The sequence below is a fragment of the Pristimantibacillus sp. PTI5 genome (assembly GCF_048572955.1).
Classification (GTDB): Bacteria; Bacillota; Bacilli; order Paenibacillales; family Paenibacillaceae; genus Pristimantibacillus.
In genome coordinates this window covers 4,951,868-4,972,226 of sequence record NZ_CP183886.1, presented here as the reverse complement: position 1 = coordinate 4,972,226, position 20,359 = coordinate 4,951,868, and the positions used below count along the sequence as shown (strand labels likewise).

The 20,359-nt window shown below is 46.6% G+C and carries 21 protein-coding genes; 5 read left to right on the top strand and 16 right to left on the bottom strand.

Annotated elements, in window-relative coordinates; translation table 11 throughout:
* Positions 1–63: 63 nt before the first annotated feature.
* The 5 genes from ACN6MW_RS22215 to ACN6MW_RS22195 form a co-directional block, all read right to left on the bottom strand.
* Positions 64–798: a hypothetical protein gene (locus ACN6MW_RS22215; RefSeq protein WP_419872104.1), complete on the bottom strand. Its 735-nt coding sequence runs from the start codon at positions 796–798 to the stop codon at positions 64–66.
* Between the two features lie 428 nt (positions 799–1,226).
* On the bottom strand, positions 1,227–2,456 hold the full coding sequence (locus ACN6MW_RS22210) for an S-layer homology domain-containing protein (protein ID WP_419872103.1): 1,230 nt from the start codon (positions 2,454–2,456) through the stop codon (positions 1,227–1,229).
* Between the two features lie 115 nt (positions 2,457–2,571).
* Positions 2,572–4,017 carry a DEAD/DEAH box helicase gene (locus ACN6MW_RS22205; RefSeq protein ID WP_419872102.1) on the bottom strand — a complete coding sequence of 482 codons (1,446 nt, stop codon included), beginning with the start codon at positions 4,015–4,017 and terminating at the stop codon, positions 2,572–2,574.
* Between the two features lie 29 nt (positions 4,018–4,046).
* Positions 4,047–4,820, bottom strand: coding sequence for an SDR family NAD(P)-dependent oxidoreductase (locus tag ACN6MW_RS22200; protein ID WP_364143511.1), 774 nt, complete (start codon positions 4,818–4,820; stop codon positions 4,047–4,049).
* 77 nt (positions 4,821–4,897) lie between these two features.
* Positions 4,898–5,359: a chemotaxis protein CheX gene (locus ACN6MW_RS22195; protein WP_419872101.1), complete on the bottom strand. Its 462-nt coding sequence runs from the start codon at positions 5,357–5,359 to the stop codon at positions 4,898–4,900.
* A 167-nt stretch (positions 5,360–5,526) separates the two neighbouring features.
* Here ACN6MW_RS22195 and ACN6MW_RS22190 point away from each other — a divergent pair, with 167 nt between their 5' ends.
* Entirely contained in the window at positions 5,527–6,537 is a 1,011-nt protein-coding gene (locus ACN6MW_RS22190) for a zinc dependent phospholipase C family protein (protein WP_419872100.1), read from the top strand.
* Between the two features lie 60 nt (positions 6,538–6,597).
* Here ACN6MW_RS22190 and ACN6MW_RS22185 read toward each other — a convergent pair whose 3' ends face one another.
* Positions 6,598–7,596, bottom strand: a complete 999-nt coding sequence (locus ACN6MW_RS22185; protein ID WP_419872099.1) for an HRDC domain-containing protein — start codon at positions 7,594–7,596, stop codon at positions 6,598–6,600.
* A gap of 238 nt (positions 7,597–7,834) precedes the next feature.
* Here ACN6MW_RS22185 and ACN6MW_RS22180 point away from each other — a divergent pair, with 238 nt between their 5' ends.
* Together ACN6MW_RS22180 and ACN6MW_RS22175 are read left to right on the top strand one after the other, a co-directional pair.
* On the top strand, positions 7,835–8,131 hold the full coding sequence (locus ACN6MW_RS22180; protein ID WP_364143520.1) for a DUF3055 domain-containing protein: 297 nt from the start codon (positions 7,835–7,837) through the stop codon (positions 8,129–8,131).
* 51 nt (positions 8,132–8,182) lie between these two features.
* Positions 8,183–8,461, top strand: a complete 279-nt coding sequence (locus tag ACN6MW_RS22175) for a hypothetical protein (protein ID WP_364143522.1) — start codon at positions 8,183–8,185, stop codon at positions 8,459–8,461.
* A gap of 143 nt (positions 8,462–8,604) precedes the next feature.
* Here ACN6MW_RS22175 and ACN6MW_RS22170 read toward each other — a convergent pair whose 3' ends face one another.
* From ACN6MW_RS22170 to ACN6MW_RS22160, 3 genes are all read right to left on the bottom strand, one after another.
* Positions 8,605–9,960: a dicarboxylate/amino acid:cation symporter gene (locus ACN6MW_RS22170; protein ID WP_364143525.1), complete on the bottom strand. Its 1,356-nt coding sequence runs from the start codon at positions 9,958–9,960 to the stop codon at positions 8,605–8,607.
* A 278-nt stretch (positions 9,961–10,238) separates the two neighbouring features.
* Complete coding sequence (locus ACN6MW_RS22165) at positions 10,239–11,030, bottom strand: alpha/beta hydrolase family protein (RefSeq protein ID WP_419872098.1); 792 nt, start codon at positions 11,028–11,030, stop codon at positions 10,239–10,241.
* 194 nt (positions 11,031–11,224) lie between these two features.
* Positions 11,225–12,004: a phytanoyl-CoA dioxygenase family protein gene (locus tag ACN6MW_RS22160; protein ID WP_419872097.1), complete on the bottom strand. Its 780-nt coding sequence runs from the start codon at positions 12,002–12,004 to the stop codon at positions 11,225–11,227.
* Positions 12,005–12,129: 125 nt separating this feature from the next.
* Here ACN6MW_RS22160 and ACN6MW_RS22155 point away from each other — a divergent pair, with 125 nt between their 5' ends.
* Positions 12,130–13,017 carry a helix-turn-helix domain-containing protein gene (locus ACN6MW_RS22155; protein WP_419872096.1) on the top strand — a complete coding sequence of 296 codons (888 nt, stop codon included), beginning with the start codon at positions 12,130–12,132 and terminating at the stop codon, positions 13,015–13,017.
* A 19-nt stretch (positions 13,018–13,036) separates the two neighbouring features.
* Here ACN6MW_RS22155 and ACN6MW_RS22150 read toward each other — a convergent pair whose 3' ends face one another.
* The 7 genes from ACN6MW_RS22150 to ACN6MW_RS22120 all read right to left on the bottom strand — a co-directional run bounded on the left by ACN6MW_RS22150 (position 13,037) and on the right by ACN6MW_RS22120 (position 19,615).
* Positions 13,037–13,801, bottom strand: coding sequence for a metallophosphoesterase (locus ACN6MW_RS22150; protein WP_419872095.1), 765 nt, complete (start codon positions 13,799–13,801; stop codon positions 13,037–13,039).
* Between the two features lie 72 nt (positions 13,802–13,873).
* Positions 13,874–15,679, bottom strand: a complete 1,806-nt coding sequence (locus ACN6MW_RS22145; protein WP_419872094.1) for an ABC transporter ATP-binding protein — start codon at positions 15,677–15,679, stop codon at positions 13,874–13,876.
* A 20-nt stretch (positions 15,680–15,699) separates the two neighbouring features.
* Positions 15,700–16,158: a lasso peptide biosynthesis B2 protein gene (locus ACN6MW_RS22140; protein ID WP_419876418.1), complete on the bottom strand. Its 459-nt coding sequence runs from the start codon at positions 16,156–16,158 to the stop codon at positions 15,700–15,702.
* Between the two features lie 15 nt (positions 16,159–16,173).
* Positions 16,174–16,482 carry a lasso peptide biosynthesis PqqD family chaperone gene (locus ACN6MW_RS22135; RefSeq protein WP_419872093.1) on the bottom strand — a complete coding sequence of 103 codons (309 nt, stop codon included), beginning with the start codon at positions 16,480–16,482 and terminating at the stop codon, positions 16,174–16,176.
* Between the two features lie 3 nt (positions 16,483–16,485).
* Positions 16,486–17,418, bottom strand: coding sequence for an aldolase (locus ACN6MW_RS22130; RefSeq protein ID WP_419872092.1), 933 nt, complete (start codon positions 17,416–17,418; stop codon positions 16,486–16,488).
* Between the two features lie 85 nt (positions 17,419–17,503).
* Complete coding sequence (locus ACN6MW_RS22125; RefSeq protein ID WP_419872091.1) at positions 17,504–17,653, bottom strand: paeninodin family lasso peptide; 150 nt, start codon at positions 17,651–17,653, stop codon at positions 17,504–17,506.
* Between the two features lie 15 nt (positions 17,654–17,668).
* Entirely contained in the window at positions 17,669–19,615 is a 1,947-nt protein-coding gene (locus ACN6MW_RS22120; RefSeq protein ID WP_419876417.1) for a lasso peptide isopeptide bond-forming cyclase, read from the bottom strand.
* Positions 19,616–20,016: 401 nt separating this feature from the next.
* On the opposite strand from ACN6MW_RS22120, the gene ACN6MW_RS22115 reads away from it, so the two are divergent.
* Positions 20,017–20,349 (top strand): helix-turn-helix domain-containing protein, encoded by a 333-nt coding sequence (locus ACN6MW_RS22115; protein WP_364143553.1) that lies wholly within the window; start codon positions 20,017–20,019, stop codon positions 20,347–20,349.
* The last annotated feature ends 10 nt before the right edge of the window (positions 20,350–20,359 follow it).

The following is a 20,359-nucleotide window of genomic DNA, read 5'->3' as shown; positions in this document are numbered from 1 at the left end:
AAAGCAGCAGCTTTTGTTGCGGGGTCCCCGCATTACCGAAGGCCCCCGCGTTATAAAATCGGATTAGCAAATTTCTTCCACTTCCGTGGCTTTATCTTCATTTGCAGCCGGTGCTGCTGGCTGCTCAGAAGAAGATGATGATGATGATGATGATGAGTTTGATGATGGGCTCGAAGCCGTTGGAGCTTTAGGCTGAACGGTTTCTGTTTTTACAAAACTAATGGATTTTGATTTATCCTCTTCTTTGGGTGCCGTTTGGGACGCAGACGCCTTTGCTTCTTCTTTTACAACCGGAGCAGCCTTTGTTTCCTCTTTGGCAGCTGCTGCAGCCTTCGGCTTGCTCTCTTCTTTAACAGCCGGTACTGTTGCCTTTGTTACTTCTTTTGCCGCAGCCGCGCTTGCTTTTGGCTTCGTGTCTTCTTTCGCAGCCGAGTCTTCGATCGTCGTTGGTTTTTGTTCAACTGCTTTTTTCTCAACAGCCACGCTGGCTTTCGGCGCTTCCGCATCAGCCGCTGTTTCTTCTTGCGGCTTCGTTCCTTCTATCGTTACCGCTGCTGTGTCAGCCTGCGGTTGTTGTTCCTCCGTTGCTGTTGCTGCTGCTGTCCTTACCTCCGGTTGTTTATGCTCCGCGTTAACGATCGTTATTGCTTTTGCCTGCTCTTCTTTGCCAGCGGCAGTTACAGCGGGTACGTTCTTCGGCGCTTGAATCCCTTGTGCTTGTTTCGCAGATACGGCTGCATAAGTTAATGCCGAGAAAGCTACCGTTGCGGAAATCAAAGTTATTGTCAGTTTTTTCATGTTTGAATACATCCCTTTCGCTTCGCTCATAGAGCTTTTTTTGTTTGTTTAATCCCTTTGAACCATACGAAACCGCGCTTAACAGCTCCGTGCATTTCCATCTTGAATAATTTTGTGTGGATAAAAAAAAGGAGATCCAACAAGGGCGCATGCTGCGCTCTCATCGAATCTCTGGCGGTCCAGTAGATTATTCTTCTTTTGTTATCCGACAAAATGGTTAGCCAACACATTTTGATTACTTTTCTATCTTATTCCCCAAGGAATGCCATGTCAACGATTATTTTAATTTTTCCCATCGTTTTTGTCGGAATTATATTTTTGGCAATGATCTGTTCATTTTCAGTGCCTATATGAGGCGAATATGGATGAAGCATCGGCCGAAAAAAAAGGCATCATCGCTTTGGATGATGCCCTTTGCTTTATGTTCATTATTTAATTTCGATTGTTTTTGCCGTTCCGTTTTCACCCTTAACCTGTACAAGCTGACCAGGCTTCAGCAGCGATGCATCACCGGAAATCGCAACATTGGCATCCACGTTATAAGTGAGCATAACCGTTTGCGAATTCTCAACGCGCGAAATGGAGATCGTTGCAAGCTTCGCTTGGGCGTTGAACGTTAGCGTATTAAGTATTCCAAGCTCCGAGAAGGATATTACCACGGGAGCCGGCTTCGTCACTTCTATGAATACGACTTTATTTTGATAAGTGCGCACGAGAACCTCATCACCGGCACGCAGGGCGTTCAGTGGAGCTTTCTTATCATCGCGGAAAATAAATACGTTCGAATCAATGGCCAAAGCCGCTTCCGTATTATCCGCTTTAACCACAGTCAGCTTACCGTCAGCAGGAGCTGCTTTCAGCTTGCCCGTAATGGCTTGCGCATCTTGATCCGGCATTTCCGTATCCGTACGGTCCAATAGAGCAGCTAGCTCAGCGCGGGTAACGGGTTGGTTCGGACGGAATGTTTTTCCGTGTTTATCCTCGTAGCCTGTGATAATCCCTTTTTGAAGCGCGAGCGCGACATAACCGACTGCGCCTGCAGGAATTTCCTTCGCATCTTTGAAGTCGAGCTTCGTATTGTTGAGAGCTTTCGCTTCATTTTCCAATTTAAGCGCTTTTACAAGAAGGATCGTTGACCATAGTCTTGTCGCATTTGCCTCTGGTTTTACTTCGGTTTCCGTCTCGGCGAACAAATCGTTTTCCAGCGCAACGGCTACGTAACCGACAGCCCATGGATACTTTTTCTCAATTTTGTCAGCGTCTTTGAATTGCAGATCCGTATTCATTTCAGCTGACGATTCCGCTTGTGCGCGTAGTCCCATCAATCTGACCGCAGCCGTTAGCGTTTCAATGCGGCTAATTTTTTGATTCGGTTTGAATGTTCCGTCCTCATACCCGGTAAATACACCCTTCGACGCTAGTCGCATAATGTATTCCATTGCCCATTTCAAGTCGTCCTCATCTTCAAACTGCCAAGTTACTTTATACTTATCATCATCTTTATCATGCTTGTCCTCTTGTCGGTCATTATCATCGCCACGACCGCCGCCTTGCCCTTTGTCTCTACCGCCATCTGCAAAAGCTGACGTCGCTCCGCCTGCAAGCATTAGCAGCGCAAGCGAGGAAATTGCTGTCTTTTTCAACATTGTGTTTTTCATTAAGAAAGCCACACTCCTTATTCGATTGCGGGTTTTGCCGCGTTTTTTACCTACGCCCATACGTTTCGGGAAAGGCAGATCGATTTAAGAGGGTAGCTTTCAAATTAAATTTATTTTATTGTTCCTTCTCGGCCTCGCGTTTGGCTTTCAACCATTTCGGCGCGCCCTTGTTTTTGCCTTCGCGCTTGCGCTCCACTTTCTTCGGAGCAGGCTTCGGAGCGGCTTTTGGCGCAGGCTTCGGCTTCGACCCGGCATCGGTTGATTTCACGTCAACAAGCTTCGGTTCCTTCGTTTCCTTTACTTCCTTTGCTGCCGCCGGTATTTCCTTCCGCTCCAAAGAGCGCTTCGCTTGGGATGCTTCTGCGCGCTCGGCCAGCTTCGCATCATGACGGGCAGCAAACGGACGTGTTGCTTCTCGCAATTCTTCTTCCGAAAGAAGCTTGCCGCGGAACATCGTCCGCTCAGACAGCTCTATGCCCAGCTGCTTCCGGAATTTCTCCATAATAAACAGCTCCTGTGGCATCACAATCGATATGACCGTGCCCGCACGTCCCATACGGCCGGTGCGGCCTGCCCTGTGCACGTAATGGTCCGCGTCTGCAGCGGGATCAAGTTGAATGACGAGGGGCAAGCCTTCAATATCCAAACCGCGGGCTGCTACGTCGGTAGCCAGCAAAAGCTGGCAGCGTCCTTCACGGAAACGCGTTAACGTGGCCGCTCTACGCTGCTTATCCGCGTCTCCGTAAAGAGCCTCGACGGTGAAGCCCTCATAGCTCAGCTTCGATTCCCAGTTCGAGATATTGTCGGTATCATTAAGAAACAACAGCGCCGATGACGGATTAAGCAAACGAACCAGACGTCGCGCCGTATCGGTTTTGTCACGTTTATCGCTGACAATAAAATAATTATCGATCGTTTGAGAAACCCGGTGCTCCGGCGTTATTTGAATCCGTTCCGGATTTTTCATCCAGCGTCCTTCGAAGCGAGCCATTTGATCGGGATAAGTCGCGGAGAAAAATGCGATTTGACGCCCCTTGCCCATGCCGTGCAGCAGGATCTCGACCTCTTTTGTCGAGCCGAGCTGAAACACCTGATCCGCTTCATCTACTACGACGTTATTTACATCATTCAGCTTAAGCTTGCGCAGTTTCAGCAGCTCATGCATGCGTCCCGGCGTACCGATGACAAGCTGCGGGCGCAGCTTCAGCTTCTCCACCTGCCGTTTAAGCGCCGCTCCGCCAATCAGCTGCTGAACGCGAATGTTCAGCGGTTCTGCGTAAATTTCCGCCACGCGAACGATCTGCATGGCCAACTCCTGCGTCGGCGCCAAAATAACGCCTTGTATCGCGTTCGAATACGAATTCAGCTTTTGAAGCATAGGCAGCAAATAAGCGAGTGTTTTGCCTGTTCCCGTCTGTGACCGCGCTGACACGTCGCTGCCGCCAAGCAGGATCGGTATCGTCTCTGCCTGCACGTCCGTTGGTTCTATAATTCCGTTTGCGGTGAGCTTATTTTCCAGCAGCTCGTTAATTCCGATTTCATTCCATGTGTGCTTACTCATTCTTTAATCCTCTCTCGATTAAACCTTTATTATTTTCGATTTAACATCCCGCCGAAGAGCCGGTCGATCGTGCGCGGCAGCAATTGATAAACCTTTATGCCCAGTGAAGCCTTTTTCGGCAGATCAAGCTCAGCTTTCCGCCGTTCAATCAATCTAACAATTCGTTTCACGACATATTCTGGCTTCATCATAAACCAACTGACATTTTTTACGTATGAGCCGGAAGGATCAGCAAGCGAGAAAAAAGGCGTATCAATCGGACCCGGATTTACGGCAGATACTTGAATGCCCTGGTCCCGCAGCTCCATTCTAAGCGAGTTCGTAAAACCCAGCACCGCATGCTTTGTAGCCGTATAGCTGGTTGATTTCGCCGTCCCGATCTTGCCTGCTAACGAAGCAATGTTTACGATATGACCGCTCCCGCGTTTCACCATATGGGGAATAACGGCCTTCGTACAACGCACAATCCCCATATAATTGGTATCCATCATCTGTTCAAAGCTTTCCACGGGCATGCTTGTAAAATACTCAAACTGCCCATAGCCGGCGTTATTCAGCAATACATCTATTTTACCGTATTTCGCAATGACGGCTTCCACTGTCTGCTTAACTTGCTCGTTGTCTGTTACGTCCATCTGATAGAACGAGCTTTGGCCTTTAATTGCGGCAGAAATCTCTTTCAGCTTCCCGATATTCCGTCCCGTCAGCACGGGAATCGCTCCCTGCTCGGACAGCCGGATCGCCGTTAACGCTCCAATACCGCTCGATGCGCCGGAGATGAAAATCACTTTATCCTTTAACATCCAACATCACCCATTTACAAGTTTACTTGATTGCTCAATCAGACGCAAAAAAAGCTCCCTAAGGAGCTATTTCTGTGCTAAGATGCGATTAAAACTTGAATGTCAAGTTCTCCGATTCCTTCCATAATAAGCGGAATCGTCAGCGCCTTTTGCGCGGTAAAGCCTGCTGATTGCGCGGATTGAATCACCTTAGGCGGCGTAATATCTACGCGTACCCCTTGATTAAACAGCATTGTGCTGGCATTTCCGCTAATCATGTTGCCGAGCTCAGAAATAGCGCTTTTCACGATTTCGTCGATTTCAGAAATTACGTATCCACCCATCATCGCAGAAACCATTTTCATAGCTACTTCTTCGCTTAGCCCGAATACAATGTCTCCGTTCATTTGTCCATTGAGCCCAATCTGAATCCAAATATAGTTCTCTACAAACTTGATATCTTTGAGGCCAAGCTCACCTGTCGCAGGACGAATTTGAATGACTTGCTCAATCACGATTTTTGCGGATTCAAGAAACGGGTTAATGTATTCTGCCTTCATAATGAAGATACGCTCCTTTTCGACAAAATTCGCGGTTTGTCTAGTTTAATTTATATTATACTTAATTCATTAGGACAAGTATACTATAAAAAAAATATATGTACCAAAAGAACTAAATTTTCTCACATAAACTGTAGAATATTGTTAAGGAATGGAGGCTGGCCGGCTTGCCTAACGTTTGGGCTCATTTCATATTTGGACAGCTAGTGCTTGAAAAGCTCGGTGAAAGCGCGCTTCTTCAGCTCGAGGAGCATAAAACCATGTTTAACATGGGGTGCCAGGGACCTGACTTTTTGTTTTATCATCGCTTCTTCCCTTGGCAGCGCAGCTTGGCATTAAACCGCTTAGGCACCGAAATGCATAACCGCCATTGCGGTCCCGTACTTGTAGAAATGCTGGATTCTGTCATCGGCAGGAAGGTCTGCCCTAAAAGTCCCGATCCCTCCATCCTATATGCGCTGGGCTTTGTGCTGCATCATATTCTGGACCGCAATCTGCATCCTTATGTTTTCAGCAAATCCGGGTTCCGCAAGTGGGATCATCAACGATTTGAAATTATGATGGATACGTTAATCGCGAAAGCGCTTTGGGGTGTCGAAACGTGGAAAACTGCGGTTTGGAAATACGTGAACACGAAGGGCGCCTTCCCGCCTCCGATTCTGGATGCATTTGAATCGATTGCCGCAACCTATTACGCGGAGCTTGCGCCGCTCATTCGGCGCGAGGACTGGAACCAGGCAAATCGCGATTTCACGGCTGCGCAGCGCCTGTTCCATGACCCGATCGGCGTGCGGCGAAAGCTTACGTTCGGGCAAATCGAGCCCTTCGTATTTAAGAAATTGCCGCTTCCCTTTGATGTATTAAATCTGGAGGAGAAGCCTTGGCTTGACCCGGTTAACGGCACTGCCTATCATCGCGAAAGCGTCTGGACCTTATGGGAGACTGCATTATCGGATGGGATGGAAGTCGTGAACGCCATCCTAGTATGGCTGCGGGCGCATGAAGGTCCCCAGCATACGAAGGAGGAACGTTCTCATGTGCGTCTTCTTCGCGAGAAAGCAATTGACTTAATCGGCAACCGCTCCTATGAGACGGGCCTCCCCTGTGACTCAGGTGCGGCTATCCGCTTCGCTGATACGGTATGGCCCGATCAAAACGGCATTACGAAGTCTCCTTAACGGTTTGGAAGGAGACTTCGTAAATTTCGTAAACGACGACCTCTGAATTCGTATACGGTTCTAAACCGCCTTACTAATCAGGCTCCTCCGGAATCGCAGCCTGATAAGCCGCAGACGCTCATATAACACATCAACCGGCTTATCAAGCTGCGAAGCCTCTGAAGTTCCGTATACCTGCTGCAGGACGGGCTTCAAATATTTGTCTCCAACCAATGACATCGCTTCCCATACGAGCTGCTGCTCATCCTCCGGCACCTCATTTAGCTCCCTGGAAATGAGCGACTCCATATCGTAGCCCTCTTGCTCCAGCTGCTCGATCCGGTCCATCAGCTCGCGTCTTGAGAGCTCGAGCTCGGTTCCGAGCTGCTCGAGAGTGACGCCCTGCTGTACCGCTGCCAAAATATGTTTTTTGGCTTGTTGGCGGTCCATCTGCGTTTTAAATTTTGTTTCCTTTTGTTTGTAAAGCCACTGCGTATAGATTGCGGAATCCAGTTTCTCGGCGACCCATTGCAGCGGAAAATCCGTCTCCCGGACGGCTTCGTCCGTAATCGCGAGCACTTCCGTTCCATACGATGCATGCTTGGCGCTGCCCCATCCCGGAATCTGCGTCAGCTCCTCCGCTGTCTTTGGAACAAAAGCGCTGATCATCCATAACATGCGGTTCGTTGCGACAAGATAAGCCGAGCGCTTCTCGGAAGCCGCTTTGGCACGCCGCCATTCGCGCAGCTTTTGGAAGAGATCCGGGTTAGCGTGCAGCTCGCCGTAGCACTGCAGCATGGCCACGAAGCTGCTAGCGGATCCCCGCCGGTCCTCCAACATGCCGTCAATAATCGGCGTATAACCTTCCCCCATCACCTTGGCAATGCCATGCCGGAATGCAACGATCATATCCTCCCAGGAAGTGCCTTCGAACCAGGTTTGCGGATTTCCGCTTTCCTCTTCCCCTTCTACCCACATGACAGACCAAATTCCCTGGCTCTCACAAATAGACAGCTGCGCGCTTACGACATTTAGATCCTCTCCGGGCTTCTCGAACGTGTTCAAAAAAACGATTTGCATGTTGTCCTCAATCCTCCAATGAATAGATGAATTTGCGAAAGAATTGAACGAGAAGGTCTAATTCCGGAAGCAGACCGGCATCCGGAAACAAAAAAAAGCACCTCCTTTGCCTAGGGCAAAAGAGGTGCTTCCTCACGTTCAATGATTCGATTGCCTTCATGCTATCATAATGATTTCTTTATTACAAGCATTTTGTTATTGTATAATGAGTGTATTAATGGAGTGGAGGCTATACCTTATGCTGTTGCCTGATTTTGATTTTATGTCCGATTCAACGGAAGAAACATCAACCCGCTATGTCACGTTTATCGGACCAAGCTTAAAGCGCTTCGATCTTGCCATCACGTCTACAAGCCGCTTTTATGGCAAGAAGCTGATAACCGATCTCCAGTTCGGAAAAACGGCAATTATAGGCCCTGATGATCTTGAAGAGGAAGGCTATCTCGAATATACGTTTAAGCTCACCGAGGAAGAAGCCTCCGAGCTCGCCCAATTCCTATACTTTGTTGTGGGAACGGTGCATTTTACGGACTAATCGGGGTACACTGAAATGGTAATAACATATCATTTTGGGAGGAGTCTGCTGATGGATCGATTTATGGAAGAAAATCGCCGGCCATATACAGATGTATCGACAGTTGAATCACAGCGTAATGACTTGATTCCGGAGGAATTTCCGGATGGTCCGTACGGCTCTGACCTGCGGATGGAATCCCTTGGCAAAAGCACGCCTTGGCGGATAGACCAGCGGTCTTCCAACCGCTTTGACTATGAGAATCGCGCTCTTCATGCCGGAATGTCTCGCGAGTATCCCGGAGAAGACGAATACGACCATGCGTTCCCTGAAGTACACGACGAACCTTAAAGAACCAAAGCCCTTGCTGCCGCGCTCGATCGCGTGTTTGGCAAGGGCTTTTTTCTGTTTATTTGATTTTTCAATTGCAGTTATGGATGGACGAAAAAGACCGTCACCAGCATTCGCAGGTGACGGTCCCATCAGAGCAAGCATTACGCAGGATTAAGCTCAAGATCATCTTCTTCGCCGCGATTAAATGCATCGCGATCGAATTCGCCTTCGGAATCGGCTACGAGCAATGCCGTTACCGTCGTTCCTGTTGCATTAACAGCCGTACGGCCCATATCGATCAAAGATTCAACAGCAACGACTAGCGCAATACCTTCTAGCGGTAAGCCTACCGCAGTAAGGACTACCGTTGTCGAAATGGAAGCCGGTCCAGGAACGCCGGCAACGCCGATCGAAGAAATTACGCTAACCAGAACGATCAGCACATAATCGGTTGCGGTAAGTGTAATACCATACACCTGCGAAACGAAAACCGATACAATGGCAGGCCATATGCCGCCGCAGCCGTTAAAGTTCATCGTCGCCCCAAGCGGCGCTACGAAGCTGGCGATTTTCGGCGATACGCGAAGGCGTTTCGTAATTACTTCCAGATTGATAGGCAGCGTAGCAAAGCTGCTGCGCGTCGTGAATGCAACGGCGATAGTCGGATAAGCTTTTCGGAAAAACTTCAACGGATTAACCTTCGCTACAAAGGCTACCAAGCCGCCGAATACGAATACAAAGTGAAGAATGAGAGCGATATAACTTACCGCAATGAGCATCGCAAGTGGTTCAAGCGTTTCCCAGCCGTATCTGGCTGCCATAACTGCTATCAGCGCATAAACACCGTACGGCGTGAAGCGAAGAACAAACTTAACCACTTGGTGCATAATGACCGTTGCGGATTGAATAAAGGCTTTGAAAGGCTGTACGGAATCCGGGTTTTTCGCACCTATCTTGACAATAGCGACCGCAATGAATAAGGCGAAAATAAGGATTGGAACGACTTTACCCTCTGCAGCATCACTGATTGGATTGGAAGGCACTTGATCCAATATCACCTGGAAGAAGCTAGGCACTTCGCGTGCTTCGAAATTTTCAGGCGTCGTTAATGCAAATCCTGCGCCTGGACTTATAGCCGACGCAACAAGCAGCCCAATTATGGAAGCCACGCCTGTTGTCGCTAAAAACCAAGCAATGGTCTTCACGCTAAGCTTGCGTAAAAACTCAATGTTCGTAATCGAAATAATACTGTTGATGACAAGGACGAATACAAGCGGAATAACAATCATTCGAATCAGGTTGATATAGATCGAACCGATTGTGCCAACGCCTTCCGTATCCAGCTTAAAGGTATTGAAAATAATACCTGCCACTAAACCCAGTCCAAGGGCTACTAAAACCCGTGTTCCGAATCCTACCCGTTTTTTGGCCATGTAATAAAGGCCGCCGAGAAGTATGGCCGATACCAACAAGGTAATCCAATTGTTTTCAATAGCCGTTAATAAATTATTTTCCATAACACAACCATCTTCCCCTCTGTAATTCTCTATGATATGAAGTACAAATTGCTTCCAAATTAATAAGCATATAATCCCGATGAGATTACTACACTTTACGTAGAACAATATATCATCGGTTTTTCTTTTATGTCAATATGATTTTTCCGAAGCCCCCAGCTGTCATTCAAATATACGTACCCTTTATATTAATAACTAAACAATAGAAAAAGAGAAAGAGACGCGGAGCAACCGGTTCAGGCCCGGTTGCTCCGCGTCTCTATGAACTTAGAATATAATTAATATACTTTTTTCAGAAAATCGACCGTCGCTTGAAGAGCTTCTGATAAATACAGCGTGGCTCCCTCATAAGGATGCAGCACGCCAAACACATGATCGGCTCCTTCAATCGTAACAAAGGTTTGTTCCGGATTCGACTCCTTCAGCTGCTTATTCACGGCAAGCAACCGTTCGTTATCGCCGCTTCCTTGTACAATTAGCGCCGGCTGTCTCAACGATTTGAATTGCGTCAGCACATCAAATCGTTCCTTATTCGCCTCCGAATCCTCCGATACGACCTGCTGGAGCTTCGTTACATTTTGCCCGTCAGCTCCTCTGGCTGGCGTTGATCCGCCATTCCATACGACGACAGCTTGCACATTCTCTGGCTGCTCCGCTGCCAGAATGAGACTGCTGCTTCCTGCCCTGCTATGCCCGATAACCGCAATTCGGTTGGCATCCGCTTCATGGCTTAGCGGAAGCAGGGCTTGCTTCACATGCTGTATGATTACATCAAGATCGACAAGCTCTTGCGAAACGGTGCTCGCTTCGGCCACGATCTCCTCCGCAAGTCCAGCTTCTTTGGCAGTAACGCGCGCAAAGTCAAAACTGATTGCATAAAAACCCTTCTCAGCTAAGCGCTCCGTTACCTCTGGCCAAAATGCCCAATCCTGAAAGCCTCTATAGCCATGTGCGATAATTACAACGGGTCTCGCAGCCCCTCCCTCCAGCGTCTTTACTTTGCCCCGTAAAATGAGCTGCTCGTTTAAATTGATCTCAAAAGGCTGTGACACAATCGTTCTCTCGGTCATATTCATCACTCCTTAATCAAAAATAAAAAAAGGAGGCAATCCTTTGGAAAAAGGACACCTCCGTTTTTACGGTCGCATGTTTTGCTTTTTAAATTATTTTTAATACAATAATACATATAGACTTACTTGGTAATGTTTGAATGATAACAAGCCTGCCTAGTTTTGTCAATGCGAAAAGTTAAATCGTGACGTGACTATACGTTTTTAAGTTCAAAATTCGGCTTAACGTTTTGAAAATCCGTATTTTCGCCGCTCACCATTAGGCCCATGCCCCAATCAAAATGAACCTGCTCCGATGGCTTATCCGCTGCGTCACGATACTGGAATAAAACATTTCTTCGCGTTCTATCACTGCGGTTCACATCAGAACCATGAATCGTCAAGTAGTTGAAGAACAAAACATCGCCTGCTTTGGCCGGACAAAGCGTTCCCGAGGAGATCGGATACTCCTTATGATTAAGATAGTGTTTGCCCACATGCGGCAAAGGCCCTTGCAGATGTGAACCGGGGATCACGGCCAAGCAGCCGTTCTCCTCATCCGCGTCATCTAAATGCACGCTGGCAGCCAGCATGGAATGGTTATGATGCGGAAAATACGGGAAGTCTTGATGCATCGGGAATGCAGCGCCATTCGCAGGAGGCTTCACGAGCATTTTCGAATGATGAAGCTGAACATTGGGGCCAATTATTTTATTCAGAACAGCTGTCATTTTCGGATGAATAACTGCTCTTGTAAAGGCCGCGTCATGATAATGAACATCATGAAAGCCTTTCAGCACAAGCTTCTTCAACTGCTCAGGTGGAAGGAAATCACCCTGCCAAGCATGGTTCGTATCCGCTTGATTCTGAGCTGCGCGAGTAATGATCCTCTCGACCGCCGCTCTCATCTCCAGTACCTCTTCCTCATTAAACACGCCTCTTACCAGCAAATACCCGTTATCCTTGTAAAATTGTACATCATCATTGACGTTCATATCGATTCTCCTTATCCTATAATTAGTTTGAATATGCTTTAATTATAGATGTGATAAGGTGAATTCGTATTTATCCGTCAAAGACTTCTTTTTGCACAATTACGCCAAGGGAGCTGATGGTTCATATGTATGTTTGGCCAAAAAGCGAAGAACGATTAAATCGGTACGCACGCTTGCTGCATGGCGATAGCGTAACCATTCATGTTTATTATTGGGGAGCGGTACAAGGGTTAATCGAGAATACCGTTCATAAACATTCGTTTTTTGAGGTTTGCTACGTTACCGGAGGTAGTGGAATTTACGAGGAGGGGCATGTCACTTATCCATTGCGGGAGGGAGTTCTGTTTTGTTCCCGTCCAAATATATATCATCAAATTCGGGATGTAGACCAATTGAATTTATTGTATGTGGCGTTTGAACTTGATGAGAAGCTTTCAAAACCAGATGAATTCGATTATTACAATCAAGCCTTAAATAGCGGACCGATCTGGACAGAGAAACAGCAGTATTCGCCGACTGTTCACATTTGGCACGCTTTGCTCGTTCCAAGCGGCGATAGTCATGCTGCTCCGATTTCTTTAATCCCTCAGCTAGCGCACGCCTTGATCCTTACTTTTTCCACTATCGTTGGCGGGAGGAACAGCAGCACGGAAACGGTATTACCCGCATCTAATGCTGCAATGCTCATCAGCCGCGCCAAGCTGTACATACGCGACAATCTCGGAGCGAACCTGAACCTCGCAGAGGTTGCCCGTTATATTAACGTATCGGAGCGGCATCTCTCTAGGCTGTTCTCGCAGAGCGTGCATGAGTCATTTTCCATGCTCGTTAGGCATGAGCGAATTCGCGCCGCTGAGCAGCTGCTGTCGCAAACTTCAACGCCAATTAAAAGCATTGCTGAACGCTGCGGGTTTTCATCCGTACATTATTTTACAAGAACCTTTGCTGAGGCTAAAGGCATTCCGCCTGCTGCTTTTCGGCAGGCAAGCCGCAGAAATATCGAACAAGAATAACCGTTCTGACCATAACGCCTCATAGGTCATGTATCGTGATTTCGCTTCTAACCATAAACCGGGCATTGACCCCGGCTTGACCGATGCCTTTTGAAATATAAAAGGTTCCGTTCTGGCCCGTATGGAGTCCTTTGTAAATTCCTTTAGCCGACAGCGGGCCTTTAGGCTTAAACGCAAAAAAGAACGGCACGTTCAGCTGCTTTCCATGCAGATGGCCGGCCATTAAATAGTCATAAGAATGATTGATCTTCAGCACCACGTTAGGATCATGTGTGATGATGACGATGGGCTTGCCGCTGTCGATCCCTTCAAAAGAAGGCGCAATGCGGCTGCGGTGAGTGCAATCATCATCAATGCCTACCAGCTGAAAATCGTCCACCGTAACATTCTCATTCCGCAGCACACGAATACCATACGCGTGAAAAAGCTCTAACAGCCGCTTTAATCGCGGCAGCTCGTAATCATGGTTGCCTAGTACCGCAAATACAGGAACGCCGCAGTCCGCAATCATTTTGAGATAATGCCCCGTACGGGGGAGATAGCTCTCTTTGTATGTGTAGTCGCCTGTCAGGAATATGTAATCCGGTTTTATGTCCTCTATGGTTTTCCGAAGGCTTTCCGCACCAATGCGAAGCCTGTCGACATGCAAATCGCTAATTTGCAAAATTCGCTTCCCTAGTCCGATCGGATGGGTTACCGTTTCGATTTTTAACCATTGCGTCGGCAAAATAAACAGCAGGTATAAGAGAAGCGCGGATACTGCCAAGGTTAGTATAATAGCCAAATGCGTCCTCCTATTCTGTCATTCCATACCTAAAATGAAAAAGCTGCTATTATCAGTATAGTAAAGATAACTTTATAAAGCTACCTGAAGCTGGTTGCCCAGCAGCCGGCTGAACAGTCCCTTCTTATCCTCTGCAAGAAGCAAGAAGCTGCCTGTCTGCACGATTTTACCATTTTCGATCACAATTACCTGATCTGCATTCCGAATGGTCGAAAGCCTATGCGCAATAACAATAACCGTCATAATGCCTTTCAGTCGCTCGATTGCTTCTTGGATTTTAAGCTCATTTAAGCTGTCTAGAGCACTCGTCGCCTCATCGAGAATAAGGATGGAAGGCCTTCTTAAAATAGCTCTTGCCAATACGAGCCGCTGTCTTTCTCCGCCTGACAAACGTATACCGCGATCTCCGATAATCGTATCGAGTCCTTGCGGCAGCTTTGAAACAAACTCGGCAGCTGAGGAAAACTTCATAGCCTCCCACATCTGTTCATCATTTGCATTAGGATCGACCATCAACAAGTTTTCCCTGATCGTCCCATGGAAAAGAAAGGGCTCTTGAGGAACATAGCTAATGGTTCTTCTTAGCGATAATAGATCCTCGTCGGAAAGCGTCTTGCCGTCGATAAGAACCTGACCGAGCTCTGGCTTCATAAGTCCCATCATCAGGTCGATTAATGTGCTTTTACCTGCACCCGATTGACCAACAATGGCTGTCATGCCATTAGCGGGGATTTGCAGGTTGATAGCTTCCAACGTAAACTCGGGCTGCTGCCGGTCGTAACGAAAATATACCTGGCGGCATTCGAGCTGGTGGTTGAGCTTTAGCGGCTGAGTCGATTCTCCGCCCAATATATCGGCTTCCAGCAGCTCCCTGCTGCTCAAGCATTGCTCTTGAAGCTCCATTAACATTTTGAAGGCAGGCAGAGCTGAAGCGACTTGCTCTATATTCGATTGGATCCCTGTAAAACGCGGCCATAAGCGCGAGAAGATGACCATAATCAGCAATAAATAGCCTCCTTGGCTCTGAAAAAGCATCACCGAACCAAATACAAAACCGGCGATCATGATAGCCGAGAACAGCTTGTAAAAAAGCTGCGAGTTGCTTCGCACTTTTGAGCTTTCATACCTTTCCTGCGCGATCTTCTCTGACCAGCCGAGCAGCCAGCGATAACGCGAGGCTTCGAGCAAATTGCTTTTAATATCCTTCATCCCGTTAAAATGATCGGTGATGCCAGCCATGTAGCTTTGAGCCAGCTCCGTTGTTGCGGCTCCGATCACCCTGGATTGCTTGATGAATCTTCTGGAGAGAAACGCAATGACCAATCCGCAGCCTAGAACAAACAATGTCATTTTGACCGAAACAAACAATGCAATGCCAACTTGTATGACCGTAAACACAGAGGACGCGATTAGCTGCAGAGATAAAAAAGCGCCGTTAGTCACACGTCCCAGCTCGCCCGTCAATGAATTAATAAGATCCGTCTTTCTCTTCTTAAGGAAGAATCCCCAATTCGCTTGCAGCAGCGCACGGTAAAGCTCCAAACGTATGCTATTCACAAAACCTGTATGTATCCGAATTTCCCGAAGACTTAAATTACGTCCGATTATTCCCTGTAAAGCGACAAGCCCAACGTATAACAATAAAATAATGAAAAGAGCTCTCTCTTTCGGAAGCTCTTGCAGTGCCGTTAGCCACGCAATACCGGGGAATGATGACAGCGGAATATTGACGATGCCGATAACGCTAAGCAAAGGCGCTAACAACAATATGCTTGCTCCGTCAAGTAATCCGACAAGCATCATCCCGAAGAGATTCAAGTAAAGCACCTTGCCGCCGTATGCATGCAGTTTTTTGGAGAAATACATGAGATGATTCATCGCTTCATCACTTTCCGTAACTAGTAATAGGTTGCTTGGGCAAACATGCCCGTGACCGTAAACCGATGCATTTCTTCAGCTCCGCTTACATAAAGGGGACCGCTTCGCAGCCAAGCATGCGCGATCAGTTTACCCGTTTCGTCCTTTGTCGTTCCTAAGTACAGCGTACTGCTAATGCCCCGCCTTTTAAGCATCTGCATACCTGCCATGGCTCGGGCAAGACATTTGCTATCCCAAGGCGTATGCCTGCTGGCCAGATGGATGGCAGTTCTGATCCGAACCAAGGTTTCTCTGTTCTCCGCCGATGCTTCAGTCAAGGTTTCTTTCATGTATTGTCCTAGTGAAGGAGCTATTTGGGCAAATGGCTGATAGCGTATGCGAAGCCGTGCCCAGCCTAATAAAAGGGTCGCTTCTATTAATAGAAGCATCGTCTTGAAATCCAGTGAAAGCAGCACTCTCAATTTCATCAGCTTTCCCATCATATCACCGCTTAACTAAGCTTTAATATGAACGAGTCGTTCTTCCAGCAGATGGGACAAAAAGGAGAGCACCTGCTCCTCGCACACTTCTTTAGCTACTTCATATTGCTCCAGCAATGCCTCTACGACAGCTGAGATCGCTACAGGCTCTTTTATCAAATCCCAAATTTGGCTGCCCATCATTCCGAGATTATAATATTTGCCGTTCTCTATGCTCAAAACCACTTTTTCCCCACCCATATCGCTAACGATGTTGTTGCTGTCTTGTACAATGAGCTGCTCCAATAATAAAGTATGAATGATGATCGCTTGGTTCTTTGTCATGTTCTAATCCCCCGTATGAATCGTATTTATAATGAGATCGACCAGCTCCGGTGCCGTAAAACCCGACGTCGGCCTTTGTAGCTGATACATGGGCAAATCCGTCGCAAGGGCGGCTGAGCGTGTAAAATGCCAACGCGTTAAATCTAGCTTTTGTACCAAAAAATTCCTGTATGTATGCTGAAACAGAATATCCAGACGGTCAAGCTTAGGAATAGAATGAATGCCAACCGACGTTGCATCCGTCTTTGTTAGCTCAAACACCCCTGCTAGCGGCAATGCCACTGAGCAAAAATCGGCTTCGACCGGAATGCAAAATTTTGTTTCCCTGCCGTAAATCGTCCTGAGCTCATCGTTGCTGAGCCCAAATGCATCTAAGCTTTGCTGCCATAGCTTCTGCTGGGGATAAGCCGGAATAACAAGCGGTACAGGATCTGCCGCAGATTGCGAAACGGCAATAACGTCATCGCTTAACAGCGAATAGCCTTTTTTTATGAAAGCGGAGGCCAGCGTTGATTTTCCCGCACCTGAGTGGCCAACGAAAGCGTAGGCTTTGCCATCAATAGCAATAGCACTGCCGTGGAGAGGATAAACGCCGCGCTGCAGCAGCAAGGCACCCATACAGGTTCCAAGCACGTAGAGCCGAATCAAGTCCTCATCAGCGCCTTCATTGGGAGCAAGGATTATCCTGTTTCCGTTTTCAATCCGAAAAATTCCCGCATCCGGCATATTCACGGTTACGATCTTATTCTCGACAACAAAGTCATAAGGCATGATTTCTATTTTTTTTGAAAGAGAGCCGTCAATAACGATCTGAATATCGATAGACTCGCTTTCTCCCGAGATACTAGATAGCTCCGGCAGCGCAAGCTCGCTTGCAATGGTTAGACCAAATGCTTTGTACACCATCTTCGTTTCTGTTAGTAACAATGTCCTCACTCCGTCATTTCCTTGATAATAGCTAGAAAGCCCATATACACCAAATGTATAAGGGCTTTCTATATACGGCCAGTACGAAGATTGCTTAGCTTGTAAAACGCGGTTGTCCTGGGTATGCTGCTGGTTGACCAGCAACATAGGCCTCATCAGTGAGAGGACCATCATTCGTAGATGCCGCAGTCATATGTACGGAAAGGACGTCCAAGACCGGTTTATTCCATTCTTTTTTTTTCATAGTTTTCACCTCCCTTCAAATCATGCTCTTCAAAAATCTTCGAACAATTAGACTGCGCATAAGTAATCTGTAATTTGGATCCATAGCGTATTCTGGTCGAGCTGGCGTTTTTTTATTGATACTCGCTAAAGCAGTTCTTACGACATTACCATCTACGAATTCCATAAATATAGTGTCTTTGCTTAATTCCTCCAGCTCAGATGTGAAGGAACGCCAATGCGGGATTATGCGATGTACCCAGTCCGCGCCTTGAACGCCTCTTATTCGTTGATTTAGTCGCACTTGATCCGGAAGCAGCTTTTCGGTCGCCCTTCGAATGAGCGCACGATCCATACCATTTTGAACATACTGATCCTCCGGCAAGGATAAACAGAACTGAATCACTCTTAAGTCATTGGAAGGGTCACGTTTCCATAACGCATGATGCAATGAAAGCTTGGTTGACAGCGTGTTGCCAGCATTCCAGTGAAATACTTCTTTAAAATGGCTGCTTCTTTCTTCATATGGATCCTTTGCTAAAAACCAACCTGAAGCATCAATACCATGTTTGAAAAGCCTATGAAAAACATCTGTCCTTCTTGCAAAATCCGGATTTATTATCATAGGATATTGATAAGCTTCTCCTAATGGACGAAGTCGGTCTATTACAGGGAAGGCTGCTCTGCTTACGAAAGAAAAAACATCTGCGCGGCCTGAACCTATTTTAAGACTATACTGACGCATTTCTCGAAGAAGCTTTCCCCATTTCAATTGCTTTAGCAACGACGCATAAAATGGAATGGCTGACCCCCATGAGATTGACAAATTCCCTCTACCGCCATTCAATAGTACCCCGATATTTTCTTCCTGGGCACTTTTGAACATTCCTTTCAACCAAAAGGAGTTTTCGAAGAATTTATACGGCATTTCCATTACATCAAGAAAGCCGTCGATCTCGGAATAGGAATCTCTTCCATGAAAATCTAAGTAGTGATCAGTGATACCACCTATATGATTCACTGTTTGCTTAATTAGCGGCGTCTCATTAGTCATCTGGTATTTAGGAGTGTAATCAATAAAATCATTTGTCGGGACGTAACTAAAAGTATGAAACTCTTTACGGTTTTCACCTAACGACTTCGCAGCAAAGCCAACAATTGAGCCCGAATCTAGTCCGCCGCTAAGCTGTGCTCCAACTTGCCTATGCGTACGAATTTTTGAATTAATCGCCTCTTGAAATACCTCTTGAAATGCTTCTACATACTGTTCATTTGACTTGAAGCGAAGCTTTTTCTCCATATTGAGCTGAGTGTACCTCTTAAGCGTCACTCGTCCTTCTTTCACGGTTATACTATGTGAAGGAGAAAGCTGTTCGATATTTTTATAAATGGTTTGCGAAGCATCGGCAACATCAACCATACCGGATATCGCAAGAAATTCAGCGAGCCATGCTTCGTTAAGTTCCTTCTTCACGCCTGGAAGCGTGAGTAGAGGTTTGATCGTCGTACAAAATGCGAAGCGATCCCGATTACAGTGGTAGTATAACGTTCGGCCGCCTGAGAAATCTCTTGCGCCAAACAGTTTTCGCTCGCGGCAGTCCCAGATCATAAAAGCAAAATCACCAACCAAATGGACAGGAGCAGTCTCTCCCCATCTATGGTAAGCAAGCAGAATCAGCTGACTATCTGACATTTGTTCTCTTAGGTGAAGATCCACCTGCAGCTGGTTAAATAAGTCTGACCGGTTATCAATAATGGCATCCGCAGTTATGACCAATCCTCTTTCCTTATCGAAAAAAGGATTGTGCTCGCCAATTGACTCTGGAGTAATCCACTGGTTATGGCAGCCTAGAAAAATATCATCCTCATGCCAAGCCTGTGCCGTATCACAAGGATAATGAGATAAAGCTTCCATTAATACGCTGCCTTGCTTCCATGCATTACTGCCATTGTCAGTTTGTAAAACTCCTGCGATAGCGCTCATCATTTCCTCCGGTGGGGTATCAAAAATTGTTCTTTATACGGAACAATATTCGAAACCGTTTATTCGCCAATTAGTTCTTAATAAAGAACATAAGTGCATATTACACCGTATTTTCGCCTTTGTCAACAACTTAAAAGCGATTTTTTCGCAATAATCAACGATTTTTGTTCTTTATTGAAAACAACTTTTTTTTATCAAAGCAATTATGTTTTTAAAAATGCATTATCCCAGATAAAAACAAAAAAATCACACACAAAAACACCCACTTATTGTTAATAATAAATGGTTTCTTTTTTCTGTATAAAAATTAATGTGAGTTATAACATACAAGCTTTCGCAATTAAGAATAATTCGTTATAATAAGACTAGTCTACAACGATGTGATAACGGAGGAGTTTGTTATGATCGGAGAACGCATTCAGATGCTGCGCAAGAGAAAAGGCCTATCCCTCACTGAGTTGTCTCAAAGGGCAGGCGTCGCAAAATCTTACTTAAGCTCCATTGAACGAGGGCTCCAGCAAAATCCTTCGATTCAATTTCTCGAAAAGGTAGGCGCCGTTTTGAATGTAACGGTCGAAGAATTTCTCAATAACGACGAAAAAACTGATCGCATGCCCGACCATTTGGATACGGAATGGGCTGACCTAGTGAGAGAAGCCATGGCTTCCGGTGTGAGCAAGGATCAGTTTAAGGAATTTTTAGAATTCAATAAATGGAAAATTAAGCGCGAATAGCGCTTTTTTC